General features: G+C 35.3%; 11 protein-coding genes and 1 pseudogene. 5 read left to right on the top strand and 7 right to left on the bottom strand.

Translation table 11 applies throughout. The features are described 5' to 3' along the window. Positions 1-233 precede the first annotated feature (233 nt). Positions 234-425 (bottom strand): hypothetical protein, encoded by a 192-nt coding sequence (locus tag ACXGSQ_RS01335; protein ID WP_458627855.1) that lies wholly within the window; start codon positions 423-425, stop codon positions 234-236. Positions 426-510: 85 nt separating this feature from the next. Between ACXGSQ_RS01335 and ACXGSQ_RS01330 the strand changes: the two genes are divergently transcribed. Next, complete coding sequence (locus tag ACXGSQ_RS01330; protein ID WP_458627854.1) at positions 511-780, top strand: helix-turn-helix domain-containing protein; 270 nt, start codon at positions 511-513, stop codon at positions 778-780. Further along, positions 781-2,748, top strand: a complete 1,968-nt coding sequence (locus ACXGSQ_RS01325) for a DUF2075 domain-containing protein (protein WP_458627853.1) — start codon at positions 781-783, stop codon at positions 2,746-2,748. It abuts the gene before it with no gap. On the opposite strand, the gene ACXGSQ_RS01320 is transcribed toward ACXGSQ_RS01325, so the two are convergent. Genes ACXGSQ_RS01320 through polA form a run of 3 tightly spaced genes read right to left on the bottom strand, consistent with a single transcriptional unit; the run spans position 2,745 to position 6,265 of the window. Then, positions 2,745-3,131 (bottom strand): (deoxy)nucleoside triphosphate pyrophosphohydrolase, encoded by a 387-nt coding sequence (locus ACXGSQ_RS01320; RefSeq protein WP_458627852.1) that lies wholly within the window; start codon positions 3,129-3,131, stop codon positions 2,745-2,747. The two genes, ACXGSQ_RS01325 and ACXGSQ_RS01320, sit on opposite strands and share 4 nt — an antisense overlap. Positions 3,132-3,134: 3 nt before the next feature. Continuing rightward, on the bottom strand, positions 3,135-3,383 hold the full coding sequence (locus ACXGSQ_RS01315; protein ID WP_458627851.1) for a hypothetical protein: 249 nt from the start codon (positions 3,381-3,383) through the stop codon (positions 3,135-3,137). A 20-nt stretch (positions 3,384-3,403) separates the two neighbouring features. Further along, entirely contained in the window at positions 3,404-6,265 is a 2,862-nt protein-coding gene (gene polA, locus ACXGSQ_RS01310) for a DNA polymerase I (protein WP_458627850.1), read from the bottom strand. A 200-nt stretch (positions 6,266-6,465) separates the two neighbouring features. Between polA and ACXGSQ_RS01305 the strand changes: the two genes are divergently transcribed. Next, positions 6,466-7,395: an isoaspartyl peptidase/L-asparaginase family protein gene (locus ACXGSQ_RS01305; RefSeq protein ID WP_458627849.1), complete on the top strand. Its 930-nt coding sequence runs from the start codon at positions 6,466-6,468 to the stop codon at positions 7,393-7,395. A gap of 263 nt (positions 7,396-7,658) precedes the next feature. On the opposite strand, the gene ACXGSQ_RS01300 is transcribed toward ACXGSQ_RS01305, so the two are convergent. Beyond that, positions 7,659-8,522 carry a cyanophycinase gene (locus tag ACXGSQ_RS01300; protein WP_458627848.1) on the bottom strand — a complete coding sequence of 288 codons (864 nt, stop codon included), beginning with the start codon at positions 8,520-8,522 and terminating at the stop codon, positions 7,659-7,661. Between the two features lie 97 nt (positions 8,523-8,619). On the opposite strand from ACXGSQ_RS01300, the pseudogene cphA reads away from it, so the two are divergent. Beyond that, positions 8,620-11,263: pseudogene (gene cphA / locus ACXGSQ_RS01295) on the top strand (cyanophycin synthetase). Between the two features lie 108 nt (positions 11,264-11,371). Here the strand turns inward: cphA and ACXGSQ_RS01290 are convergent. After that, positions 11,372-11,635: a hypothetical protein gene (locus ACXGSQ_RS01290; protein ID WP_458627847.1), complete on the bottom strand. Its 264-nt coding sequence runs from the start codon at positions 11,633-11,635 to the stop codon at positions 11,372-11,374. Positions 11,636-11,912: 277 nt separating this feature from the next. On the opposite strand from ACXGSQ_RS01290, the gene ACXGSQ_RS01285 reads away from it, so the two are divergent. Next, positions 11,913-13,325 carry an aldehyde dehydrogenase family protein gene (locus ACXGSQ_RS01285; RefSeq protein WP_458627846.1) on the top strand — a complete coding sequence of 471 codons (1,413 nt, stop codon included), beginning with the start codon at positions 11,913-11,915 and terminating at the stop codon, positions 13,323-13,325. On the opposite strand, the gene ACXGSQ_RS01280 is transcribed toward ACXGSQ_RS01285, so the two are convergent. Beyond that, positions 13,322-14,332 carry a N(4)-(beta-N-acetylglucosaminyl)-L-asparaginase gene (locus tag ACXGSQ_RS01280; protein WP_458627845.1) on the bottom strand — a complete coding sequence of 337 codons (1,011 nt, stop codon included), beginning with the start codon at positions 14,330-14,332 and terminating at the stop codon, positions 13,322-13,324. The two genes, ACXGSQ_RS01285 and ACXGSQ_RS01280, sit on opposite strands and share 4 nt — an antisense overlap. Positions 14,333-14,667: the final 335 nt, after the last annotated feature.

Raw genomic sequence — 14,667 nt, 5'->3', positions numbered from 1 at the left:
ATATATTTTCATTTCAATAATCCTCAAGGGGACAATCTAGACCAACAAACATAAGTATAAAGAATTAAATTTATTTTAGCAATACCCAATCGATAAACCCTATGAATATCCTATTTTCCTTTATCAAATGTCCCCTTGAGGGGACTTTAGGGGTGTGGAAGGAAATTCATATTTATATTAGAAAAGATAACAGTCATTATAGTAGTGATAATACTTTCTATAATATAGGTAAGTTAATAATGAATGTTTTTTAATGCAATTGTCGCCCGATAAAGGGATACAAACTCTAAATCAGTTGATAATTCATTAAATAATGCTGCTATTAAATATTTTTTAATGGCATCGTTTTCATCTTTTCCTCTTTCATTTCCTAAATGTTTTCCATGCTTGTAAATGGCAAATAAAGTTTTTCTAGATCTTTTCATTCTGAGTAATTTATTTACATCAAATATAATAAAATGATACATATTGTATGTTGATTACTGCATACAATAAGTATAGATTCGGTGTATGGTAAACAAGTTTCTATTAAAAGAATTTGGTACACGAATTCGAAATTTAAGAACTCAACAAAATTTGAGTCAAGAACAGCTTTCTTTTAAAACGGGATTTCATCGCACCTATATTGGAATGATAGAAAGAGGTGAGAGGAATATATCTCTTACTAATATTGCTGTGTTTTCAAAAGCTTTTGAAATGGATATTTCTGATTTATTAGACTTCAAAAATCAGAATACAAAACTTAGCTATCAAGATTATAAATTTAAGACAGATAGTTAAATGAAGAGAGCTTACTATAATAACACAATCTTAGGTTTTTTAACAGAAGATTCAAATTCGATATTAGGTCAATTAAGTTTAAATCATACAAATCGTTCTTTAGAAGAATTACAAAGGAACGCTTGGATAAAGCAAATTGAAATTCTTAAAGAAGAATTGAAAGGAATAGATGGTTCAATTTATTTTGAATTTCAAATTCCAAGAATGGGAAAGCGAGTAGATAATATTATTATTGTTGAGGATTGTGTTTTTGTTGTTGAATTCAAGGTTGGTGATGATACTTATGGAAAACATGCTGAATTACAAGTAATTGACTATTGTTTAGATTTGCAAAATTTTCACGAGGGAAGTCATTTTGTGAAATTGATACCGTTATTGGTAGCTACTAATGCTGATGATAGTTCTATAAGTATAAATGAGGTCTTAGAGCATCGGCAAGTTGCAAAATGTAATAAATTAGGTATAAAAGATAGTATGGAAAAATTTCTTTTGCACTCTAAAGAGAGAATCAATATAAATGAATGGCAAAATTCAATTTATAAACCTACTCCGACAATCGTTGAGGCTGCGCAAGCTTTGTATAAAGGACATAAAGTTGAAGAAATATCTAGACATGATTCAGGTAAAATAAATCTTAATAAAACTTCTAATTATATAAATGGAGTTATTGAAAATTCTAAACGAAACCACAAAAAATCAATTTGTTTTATAACAGGAGTGCCTGGTGCTGGAAAAACTTTAGCGGGTTTAAGTATTGCAAATGAAAGAATGCTTGCAGATGAAGATGAACATGCTGTTTTTCTTTCAGGAAATGGTCCGTTGGTAGAGGTATTAAGAGAGGCTTTAGCAAGAGATTTTGTTTTAACATCTTTAGAAAATGGAGAAAAAGTAACAAAGGAAAATGCAAAAAGAAGAACGAGTACATTTATTCAAAACATTCATCATTTTAGAGATGAATATTTAAAATATAATGTTAAACCAACAGAAAAAGTGGTTGTTTTTGATGAAGCTCAAAGAGCATGGACTAAAAAACAGGTTAGCTCTTTTATGAAAAGAAAAAAAGGCATAGAAAATTTTGCTATGTCTGAACCAGAATTTTTAATTGATGTAATGAATCGTCATGAAGATTGGTGTACAATAGTTTGTTTAGTTGGAGGAGGACAAGAGATAAATACAGGTGAAGCAGGTTTAGAAGAGTGGATTAATGCATTTGAAGTGAACTATAAAGATTGGGATATTCATTTTTCAAATACAATAGTTAATAGTTCTAATTATATTAAAAGTGTAACTCAAAGAAAATGGCTAATTGAAAATGGAATTTCTGAAACAGATTTACATTTATCAGTTTCAGTACGCTCGTTTAGGTCAGAACAGGTATCTGCTTTTGTGCATGAGCTATTAGAATTGAATTTAGATAATACTAAAAAGTTATATTCGGAGATTAAGAAATCATTTCCAATATTTTTAACTAGAGATATAGAAGTAGCAAAAAACTGGTTAAGAAACGAAAGTAAAGGAACAGAAAGAACAGGTCTAATTGCCTCTTCAGGTGCTAGAAGGTTGAAAGCATTAGGTTATGATGTGAAGAATGAGATATCCGCACCTTATTGGTTTTTAAACTCAAGTGAAGATATTAGGTCTTCATACTTTATGGAAGATATCGCAACTGAGTTTGATATTCAGGGTTTAGAAATAGATAGAACCTGTTTACTTTGGGGAGCAAATTTTTATTTAAATGATAACGAATGGAAATATCAGAACTTTAAAGGAAGTAAATGGCAAAATATAAATCAGGAAGTAAGTAGAAACTATTTAAAAAATACTTATCGAGTTTTGTTAACTAGAGCAAGACAAGGTATGATTATTTTTATTCCCAAAGGTTCAGATATAGACCATACAAGACCGAATAAATTTTATGAAGGAACTTACAGTTATTTGAAGGAAATAGGAATTGAAGAATTATTTTAAACTTTTAAATATTCATTTAAAATTGATAAATCAGCTTCAGCCCAATCTAAATTAATCAATTCTTGTTTATTTGCTAAAACAAAATCAGAATGTTCTTTAAGCTTCAACTCTCCTGAAACATATTTAGCAGTAAAAGGGATTAATTCAATTTTGAAATCTGGATATTGATGAATAACAGGAGTCAACCTTTCTTTGACTTCAATATGAATATTCAATTCCTCAAATATTTCTCTTTTAACACACTCAATTTCTGATTCTCCTGCTTCTATTTTACCTCCAGCAAATTCCCACTTCAAAGGAAGTTTCATTGTTTGACTTCGTTGAACAGCTAAAACTTTATTGCCAAATTGAATAATGGCACAAGTAACAGGAATTGTTTTCATATTCTATACAGCTAATTTAACTTCAGCTAAGAAATCATCAACTGCATCCTCTGTGTCAAAATGATAATCACTTTCTGATTTATTAAAAAAAAAGTTTATCAAATCGAGATGAGTTTTAAACACCCTAAATGAAATTCCTTCATAATTATAAATAAAGAAAAGGTCACTTAAGTGATTATTTGAAACTAAGACTGTTTCAATAGTTCTTGATGCTCTTAGGTATTCTGTTTGTATCGTTTTGTATTCGTTCATTTTTGATAAATTCAAAATTACTAATGCGCCTCCAACCAATTAACACCAGTATCCACCTCAACATCTAAAGGCACATCCAATTTAAAAGCCCCTTCCATTTCGGTTTTAATTAAGGTGGTTAATTCTTCTAATTCTGGTTTGTAGATGTCAAAGACCAATTCATCATGCACTTGTAAGAGCATCTTCGATTTATAATTGCCAGCTTCAAGCTTGTTATAAATATTAATCATCGCGATTTTAATGATATCAGCAGCACTTCCTTGTATGGGTGCGTTTACGGCATTTCGTTCTGCAGCACCTCTCACCACAGCGTTACGTGAGTTGATGTCTTTTAAATAACGACGACGACCCAAAACAGTTGATACGTAGCCGTGATCTCTAGCCAAATCGACTTGCTTGCTCATGTAGACTTTTAGTTTTGGATAGGTTTCGTAATAGGTGTCAATGAGTTCTTTGGCCTCACCACGCGATAAATCGGTTTGGTTACTTAAGCCGAAGGCAGACACACCATAGATGATTCCGAAATTAACCGTTTTAGCATTGCTACGTTGTTCTCTGGTGACTTCAGCCAATGGGACATTAAAGACTTTGGATGCGGTTGAAGCATGAATATCTTCTCCATTCTTAAAGGCTTCAATCATGGTTTCTTCTTCACTTAAAGCGGCAATAATTCGTAATTCTATTTGCGAATAATCGGCAGCGAGTAAGATGTACTCTTCATTTCTTGGAATAAAGGCTTTTCTAACTTGACGACCACGTTCGGTACGAATTGGAATATTCTGTAAATTCGGATTGTTACTACTTAAACGCCCAGTTGCTGCAACGGTCTGCATATAATCGGTATGCACACGACCTGTAGAGGATTCTACTTGTAAAGGTAAGGCATCGACATAGGTGCTCTTTAATTTTGAAAGGCCTCTAAAATCTAATATTTTCTGAATGATATCGTGGTCTTTTGCTAAATAGGATAAGATATCTTCGCCAGTCGCATATTGCCCTGTTTTGGTTTTCTTAGGTTTATCGACCAATTTCATTTTTTCGAACAACACAATCCCTAGCTGCTTCGGTGAGGCAATGTTGAATTCTTCGCCAGCAGCGGCATAAATTTCTTGTTCGAGTGTTGCGATGTCGTTATTCAGGTCTTCGGATAAGGAATCTAGAAAGTCTTTATCGAGGTTAATTCCTTCTAATTCCATAGCTGCTAAGACACGTAGTAGCGGAATTTCAATCTCATCGAATAATTTTTGGGTATTAGCTTCACCTAATTCCGTGGTGAAATGTTCTTTTAACTGTAAGGTAATATCTGCATCTTCTACGGCATATTCGGTTAATTTTTCTAAAGGCACATCGCGCATAGACAATTGATTCTTTCCTTTTTTACCAATAAGGTCTGTAATAGAAATTGGTGTATAGTTTAAATAGGTTTCTGCTAAGACGTCCATATTATGGCGCATATCGGCATTGATTAAATAATGCGCTAACATGGTATCGAAGAGTTTGCCTTTAACGGTAATGTTATATTTGGCTAATACTTTGATGTCGTATTTTAAATTCTGACCGATTTTTTCGATGGTTTCGCTTTCAAAAAAGGGTCTTAGTATTTCAATAAGTTCTTGGGCTTCCGTTCTTTCTTCTGGAAAAGGCAGATAAAAGCCTTTGCCCACTTCCCACGAAAATGCAATCCCGACTAATTCTGCGGTTAATGCATTTAAGCCTGTAGTTTCGGTATCAAAACACACCGACGTTTGACTCATTAAGTTCTTAACAAACAATTTGGTGGCCATTCCAGATGCGACACTTTGGTAGAAGTGCGAATAGGTTGCTGATGTTTTTCTCAAAGATGCTGAACTTGTTTCAGTATCTGTTTCATTGGATGGTGAAGCGCCAAATAATGAAAACTGACCTTCGCCCGCGCCAGAAGTTGAACTTGAACTCGAAGTTAAACTCGAATTTGAAGTTGAAGTTGAACTCGAACTTGAATTTGTTGTGTCTTCTGTTTTGGGAGCAAAAGTTTTATTAAAATTATCAATGAGACGTCTAAATTCTAATTCTTGAAAAATTTCGGTGACCTTAGGAATATCAGGTTCTGACATTTCAAAATCTTTTTCATTAAACTCCACAGGCACATCGAGCATAATGGTAGCCAATTGTTTTGATAATAAGCCGAGTTCTTGATTGGCTTCAATCTTTTCTTTCATTTTACCTTTAAGCTCGTGCGTATTCGCAAACAGGTTTTCCATGCTGCCATAGGCTTTTAAGAATTTCTTGGCTGTTTTTTCACCAACACCAGGTAGTCCAGGAATATTATCGGAAGCATCTCCCATCATTCCTAAAAAGTCAATGACTTGTAAAGGATCGGTAACTTCAAATTTCTTTTGTACTTCTGGGATGCCCCAAGTTTCGTAACCACCTCCAAAAACTGGGCGGTACATAAAAATGTTTTCAGAAACGAGTTGTGCAAAATCCTTATCTGGAGTCACCATAAAGGTTTTATAGCCTTCTTTTTCAGCTTTTTTAGCCAGTGTTCCAATGACATCATCCGCTTCAAAACCTTCTTTGACCATGATTGGAATATGCATGGCTTTAAGAATTTCCATAATATATGGCACAGCGGTTTTGATGCCTTCGGGAGTTTCGTCTCTGTTGGCTTTGTAAGCTTCGAATAGTTCTACACGATCTGCACTACCTCCTTTATCAAAACAAACGGCTAAATGATCTGGTCGTTCGCGTTTAATGACATCTAAAAGGGAATTCATAAAGCCCATAATGGCTGAGGTATCTTCTCCTTTAGAATTAATTCTTGGGTTTTTTATAAAAGCGTAGTAGCCACGAAAAATAAGGGCGTAGGCATCAACGAGGAAAAGGCGTTTTTGATCTGACATGTTTTTCAATTTGAAAATTAATGTCACTTTGAATGTTGCCGAAAGCTCATTAAAACACTAGGTTTTAAGTTCTCGACTGCGCTCGAAATGACAGTGGAATATAATGGTTTGGCTTAAGTAAACCAATAGCCTGCAAATTACAAAAACTAAAGCGTTTATTTAAAAAGCAATTCGTAATTTTCCAAACTTAAATGATACGCATGAAAACATTCTCAATAGCCATTCACGGAGGTGCCGGAACTTTAGTCAAAGGCATGATGACACCAGAATTAGAAGCACAATATAAAGCCGCATTGAAGGATGCGCTTGATGCTGGATATTATTTACTCGAAAATGGAGGAACAGCCTTAGATGCTGTTGAAGCGTCGGTAAAAGTTTTAGAAGATTCTCCTTTGTTTAATGCTGGTAAAGGCTCGGTATTTACAGCCACCGAATCTCATGAAATGGATGCGAGTATTATGGATGGTAAAACCTTGAATGCAGGAGCGGTGAGTTTAATTACAGGAATTAAAAATCCGGTGTCTTTGGCTCGTGATGTCATGGAAAAAAGCGAACATGTGTTTTTAGCAGGTGATGGAGCGATGCAATTTGCTAAAGAACGCGATTATAAGTTGGAAGGTGCGTCTTATTTTTATGATGAGTTTAGACACAACCAATGGTTAGAAATCAAGGATACTGACCGTTTTCAGTTAGATCATGCTAAGAAGAAAGATTCAAAATTCGGAACTGTTGGAGCGGTTGCTTGCGATAAAGATGGAAACATTGCAGCAGCAACATCAACAGGTGGTATGACCAATAAAAAATGGGGACGCGTAGGAGATTCACCAATGATTGGAGCAGGAAATTACGCCAACAATAAAACTTGTGCGATTAGTTGTACAGGTAGTGGTGAGTTTTTTATTAGAGGTGTTGTGGCATACGATGTGGCGTGTTTAATGGAGCACAAAGGCATGTCTGTAAAAGAAGCTTCAGAAGAAGTCATCAATAAAAGAATCTTAGAGATTGGAGGCGATGGTGGATTAATTGCAGTAGATGCAAAAGGAAATATAGCGATGCCTTTTAATACCGAAGGGATGTATCGTGGTCAGAAATCTTCGAATGGGATTGATGAAGTATCTATTTATGGGTAATGAGAAGTCGATAAATTGTTTCTTGTTTAGATTTTTCTCTCTGTGCAACCTGTATGAGTTTCAGTGTAATTTTCGCACAAAGGTGGTAAGTTGCAAAGATGAGTAATGTATTAGTTTTAGAAGAAATCGTTGAAAACATGTAAAAGAGTTGTCTGTTTTTTCTCTGAGCATTACCGCGAAAACTCTAGGCATCGCTGTGTCAAGGTTTATCTAAAACAGAAAAATCCAGTAAAAAGTAATGAGATTCCTGCCTTCGCAGGAATTTAGATAAAAGGAGCTTCAATAGGTAACACCTTCACTTTTCGAGTTTTAATATTGTATTCATCACCATTAGAAAGGACATGAATCGTAAGATTAGCAATAGTCATTGGTGTGCCTTCTTCTAATATTGTTTCGTTGTTATGTGTTAATGTACTTCCGTCAAAAACAATGACCATTCCTGATCCAATTACGGTACAATCATTTCCGTTTTTAATAATCATACCTGTATCTTCAGCGAGTCCAAATCCAATTAAATTAGGGAATTTAGCAACGGCTTCAGATTGTCTTCCAAAACGACCACGACGAACAAAATGGGTGTCTATAATCAATTCAGGAATTAATCCTAAACCTTTATACATATTTACGGCACCTTTAATAAAGGATTCCGAAGCGCTTCCGCCTGCAATCATTTCATTAGCCATCACCATAGCGCCAGCACTGGTACCTGCGATAACAAAACCTTCGTCGTTTTTATAACGTTCCATTAAAATGGAATGAATCGTTGTGCCTCCAATTTTGTCTGTAATTTTAGATTGGTCACCACCAGAAAGCATCACGCAATCCGCATTTTTGATTAGCTCAATAGCGTGTTCGGTTTCAGCATCTTCTTTAGAACGAATGTCTAAGACTTCAACATGTTTACAACCTAAAGTAGAAAATGCAGTTAAGTAATTTTCACCAACTTCAACCGGAATACTTGATGCTGTGGGAATTACTACAATGTTAGCCTCAACACCACCAGCGGCTTCTACCACATGGAACAAAATACCATCATCAATAAATTCTAAAGTGTAAATTTCACTTTCCTCAATGCCTTTATCTTCGTTTCCGCCAATTGGTATTAAGGTTCCTTTAATCTTCTGCATAATTTTCATCTAAGAATATTGCGCAAAAATAAGCCAATTTTTTTAGTGAAAAATACTATATTTAGAATCTTTCAATAACTAAAACAAACCAACTAACATGAAAATACGCGAAATTAATGCGATGAGAGGACCTAATTACTGGTCAGTAAGGCGACATAAATTAATTGTAATGGTCCTCGATCTTGAAGAGATGGAAGAATTACCCTCTAACAAGATTGAAGGCTTTCCGGAGCGCTTAAAAGCCATGTTTCCGAGTATGTATTCGCATCGTTGTTCCGAAGGTTGTGCAGGTGGTTTTTTTATGCGTGTTGATGAAGGGACTTGGATGGGGCATATTATAGAGCATATTGCCTTAGAGATTCAAACCCTTGCGGGAATGGATACTGGTTTTGGACGTACACGTGGTTACGGAGAAAAAGGGGTGTATAGTGTGGTGTTTTCATATATGGAAGAATCCGTTGGACGCTTTGCTGCAAAAGCTGCCGTTAGAATTTGTGAAGCTTTAATTGCTGGAGAGGATTACGACTTGACTGATGATATTCAGGAGATGAGAGAATTGCGTGAAGCCGATCGTTTAGGGCCAAGTACAGGTTCTATTGTTGAAGAAGCCGAAGCGCGCGGTATTCCTTGGATTCGTCTTAATAAATATTCGCTTTGTCAGTTGGGTTATGGTGCGAATCAGAAACGTATTCAGGCTACAGTGACCAGTGAAACAAGTAGTATTGGAGTAGAGTTGGCTTGTGATAAAGAAGATACCAAGTATTTATTAGAACAAGCTGAGGTTGAAGTGCCTCGTGGAGATATTATTAGACGGGAACGCAGTTTAGAAGAGGCTTGTGATTATGTTGGTTATCCTTTAGTTATTAAACCTATTGATGGTAATCACGGTCGTGGTATCACTGTAGATATTCAAAATTATGAAGATGCTTTAGCGGCGTTTCATCATGCTAAAGAAAGTTCTAAAAGTGGAGCGATTATCGTTGAGAAATTTATCGTAGGTCAGGATTATAGATTACTGGTTATTAATAATAAGTTAGTGGCTGGAGCGATTAGAACTCCTGCTCATGTTATTGGAGATGGTACGTCTACAGTACAAGAATTGATTGATAAAGTGAATAGTGATCCGCGTCGTGGCTTTGGACATGAAAATGTATTAACACAAATTACAGTAAACGAATTAACCAAAACCATTATTAAAGATGCTGGTTATACTTTAGATTCTGTGATTGCAGAAGGTGAACGTTTAATTTTAAAAGACACAGCTAATTTAAGCACAGGAGGTACCGCTGAAGATATTACCGATATTATTCACCCGTCCAATGTGAGTATGGCAGAACGTATTTCAAAAATTATTGATTTAGATATTTGTGGTATTGATATTATGACCACCGATATTTCCAAGCCACTTTCAGAAACAGGAGGAGCTGTATTGGAAGTTAATGCAGGTCCTGGATTTAGAATGCACTTAGCACCAACATCAGGATTGCCTCGTAATGTAGCGGCTCCTGTAATTGATAAATTATTTCCGCAAAAAGGAGATACAGGTCGTATTCCAATTATAGCTATTACAGGAACTAATGGAAAAACAACGACTTCAAGATTAATGGCTCATATCGCTAAAATGAATGGCTATCGTGTGGGTTATACAACCAGTGATGGTGTTTATATTCAGAATCGCTTATTAATGACAGGTGATTGTACAGGTCCTGCCAGTGCAGAGTTTGTCTTAAAAGATCCAACGGTGAATTTTGCGGTTTTAGAATGTGCACGTGGAGGTTTATTAAGAGCCGGTTTGGGCTTTAAAAAATGTGATGTGGCTATTGTAACCAATGTGGCAGCTGATCATTTAGGCTTAAAAGGAATTCATACCATAGAGCAGTTGGCCAAAGTAAAAGGAGTGGTGCCAGAAACGGTATTACCAGATGGCTATGCGATTTTGAATGCTGATGATGATTTGGTGTATGATATGCGACGCAGTTTAGACTGTAATGTGGCCTTGTTTTCTATGGATGAGAATAATCCACACATTAAAGCTTTGCAGCGCTTAAATGGTATTACAGCGGTGTATGAGAATGGTTATGTGACAATTTGTAGAGGCGAATGGAAAATGCGAATAATGAAAGCTGAGAATATTCCATTAACCTACGACGGAAAAGCTAAATTTATGATTCAGAATGTGTTGGCCGCAGTTTTAGGAGCCCATGTGCAAGGTATAAGTATAGAAGATATGAAAGCCGGTTTAGAAACCTTTATACCTTCAGCAGCACAAACACCAGGACGATTAAACCTATTTGAATTTAAAGACTTTACTATTTTATTAGATTATGCACATAATCCAGCCGGAATGCGGGCCTTGCAGAATTTTACAGATGAACTTGAAGCGACCGTGAAAGTTGGTATTATTGCAGGTATTGGAGACCGACGTGTTGAAGATAATAACGAAATGGGAGCTATTGCTGCCGATATGTTTGATGAAATTATTATTAGACAAGATAAACGCTTAAGAGGAAAAACTGAACAGGAGTTAATTAAAATGCTAGATGATGGGATAAAGAAACGGAGATCCTAATAAGAAGACGACTATAATTCCATCAGAAAAAGAGGCCATTAAATATGCGGTTAAGAATGCCGTAAAAGGTTCGCTTATTATATTGTGTAGTGATGTGATTCCTGATGCTTTAGAATTGGTAAAGAAATTTAAAGAGCAAGAAGCCAATGGTGAATTAAACTATGCGGATTAGAACAGCGCTTTTAGATGCTATAAATCTGACAGTATAAAACAAAAAAGCCGAAACGTAAGTTTCGGCTTTTTTTAACAATATATGGTTAATAGCATTTTTTGTTATGGCTTAACAAAGCTTTATAGTCTTAACTTTAATTTGAAGACTTTTTCTATACGCTTTGATACTGATAATTTCGTTACTTTTTTTACGATTTATTTTTAAAACCTTAGCTTTAACTGCAGCAGAAATACTAGCTTCACTAGTTTCAGATTCTACTTTCTTAGAGGTTTCAACAACTTCAGTTTCATTATTAACGATAAGCTCTTTTTGTTGTGCGAAACTTGTAAAAGACATTGTTAAGAATAATATGATGAATAAACCTTTTTTCATAATCGTAAGAAGTAATATTTGTTTTAACTTCGAGTCAAAGAAACGCAACATATTCAGGGTGGGTGAAAATTTTAGATGAAATATGTCGATAAACTGTTAAGTGGAAATAGCTCGTAAAAAATATCGATGAAATACACTATTTGCGCTTGTAGCCCTTTAAAAGCGTTCGGAATAAAGGCGAACGACATAATTTTTAAGATAAAAAACGCTTCCGAATTAATTTTATCGACGAAGTGCATATATTGCGTCTGAAGCACTTATAAATAGACCTTTAATTATGAATGAATTTAGTAATCATCCTTATTATGAATTGTTTTTAAAACAAGTTAATAATCAATATGCTGTTGGGAGTCGTAGTTATAAAGAACGACTTAAAACCTTAAATAAGCTTCAGGAGGCTATTGAAGTTACTTATAGAACTCAAATTCAAGAGGCTTTGCAAAAAGATTTAGGTAAGCCCGTTGTAGAAACAGAGCTTACAGAGATCTATGCTATTATAGGAGATATAAAATTTGCTAAGCAGCATTTGCACCGATGGATGGGAAAGCAACGGGTTGAAACACCACTATCAATGTTAGGGTCTAGTTCTTATATACACTATGAACCTAAAGGTGTGTGTTTAATTATCTCTCCATGGAATTTTCCTTTCAATCTTACATTTGGACCTTTGGTTTCTGCTATAGCAGCCGGTAATACTGTTATTATTAAACCTTCTGAGATGACACCAAACGCATCAACACTCATGGCTGAAATTATCGCAACCCTTTTTTCTGAGGATGAAGTCGCGGTTCTTCAAGGTGAAGTTGAGGTTTCTACGGAATTATTAAAGTTACCTTTTAATCATATCTTTTTTACAGGTTCACCAAATGTCGGTAAGGTTGTAATGAAAGCCGCATCAGAACATTTAGCCTCTGTAACCTTAGAATTGGGAGGGAAATCGCCAACCTTAATTGATGCAACCGCAAATATTGACAACGCTGCGAAAAAGATCATGTGGGCTAAATTTCTAAACTGTGGTCAAATTTGCGTATCGCCAGATTATGTTCTAATCGATGAAAGTGTTAAAACGGAATTTATAGAATCGTGTAAAAGGTGGCTTCAAACCTTTTACAACGATAATCCTAAAGCCTCTGAGTCTTATGCACGTATTGTTACAGACAAACATTTTGACCGTTTGAATTCTTATCTCGAAAACGCAAAAGCATTAAATGCTAAATTTGAAGTTGGGGGACAAACGGATCGTGCTTCAAAATATATAGAACCTACTATCCTTTCAGATTTAAAACCAGAAGCGAAGGTCTTAGAAGATGAAATTTTTGGACCTATTTTACCTATTGTCACTTATAAGAGTTTAGATATGGCTATTGCTTATATTAATGCCAAACCAAGACCATTGGCACTTTATATCTATAGTAAGAGTAAAGCGCATACCGATCAGATTTTAAAGCAAACAAGGGCAGGAGGGACGTGTATAAATAATAGTGTGTTGCATTATGCCAATCATAATTTACCTTTTGGTGGTGTTAATAATAGTGGTATTGGGAAAAGTCATGGTTTTTATGGTTTTCAAGCCTTCAGTAATGCAAGAGCGGTAATGAAACAGCATACGTTTGGTGTAACGGAATTTTTGTTTCCACCTTATTCCAAATTAAAAGAAACCTTAGCAAGGTTAACGATTAAGTGGTTTTAGGTTTTATTATAATAATCGGATTGAATTTGTTGATTTTTTCCATCTTGAAATTTAGTTATGCTAAACCATTGATGAATGGAATAACTTCCTATGTCCCCGTTTTTATTAACGGCAATATATCCTACCTGAAAGTTTTTGTAATTACTTTGGGGTTTAGTCACTATTCTAGCAATAGCGTCTTCGCAAGCTTGTTGCGGTGTTTTACCTTGTCGCATTAATTCTACAACCAAAAAACTACCAACGGTTTTTACCACTTCTTCACCTAACCCTGTGGCTACACAGCCACCAATTTCATTATCTATAAACAATCCGGAACCTATTATAGGGCTATCACCAACACGTCCGCCTATTTTATAAGCCAAACCACTTGAGGTACAGGCACCAGCAATATCTCCATTTTTATCAATGGCTAACATACCAATGGTATCGTGGTTTTCTATATTGATAATGGGCTTGTATTTGGCTTCAATTTTCCATTTTTTCCATGCTTTTTTTGAAGCTTCTGTTAATAAGTCTTCGGGTTGAAAGCCTTTTGAAATGGCAAATTGTTTAGCACCTTCGCCAGCGAGCATCACATGTGGTGTGTCTTCCATTACTTTTCTAGCCACCGAGACAGCATGCCTAATGTTTTGAAGATAAACCACAGATCCACAATTGCCATGCTGGTCCATAATACACGCGTCTAAAGTAACGTTGCCATCTCTGTCGGGTAAACCTCCTTTGCCCACAGTTTGGTTTTTGTCATTGGCTTCTTCAAGTCTGCAACCTTGTTCTACGGCATCTAGGGCATTTCCTCCAGCTTGCAAAACTTCCATAGCTTTTGCTGTCGCGTCTTTAACATGCCATGTGGCAACTACCAAGGGTAGGCCTTTTAAATCAGCGATAGCTTCATTGCTTTGTAGGGCTTCAGTTTTAGAGGTGGTTTTATTACAAGTAACCAAAGTATTTCCTAGTGTTAATCCCACACTCGATAATGATGCCGTTTTTATAAATGTTCTACGCTTCATGTGTTGATTTTTAGTAATTTTTATAGCTATAAAGTTATAACTATCAACATTAATTTTAAACTATTGTTAACCCTAGATGCCATGTTATAATGTCGAGTTAAAGTTACACTTTTTGAGCATTGTAAAATAAATTTTGAATTATTGCCACATATAAAAAAGTGTAAGGGGAATAAAACTTAGGGTTTGTTTAAAGTGCATTAAAAAGACGATTAGTTTTAAGGCTCTAATATCGTAAAATGTAAATCAAGACTGATTTTAAGGAGAGTCCTTTTTGTCTGGTTTGGCTTTTGTAGAGCTGTATATTAGGACTGACAAAACCTTTAACACTTTTATAA

This window comes from Winogradskyella sp. PC D3.3, assembly GCF_054366245.1.
Note: the sequence above shows the minus strand (reverse complement) of the source record. Positions and strands in the feature narration are given on the sequence as shown.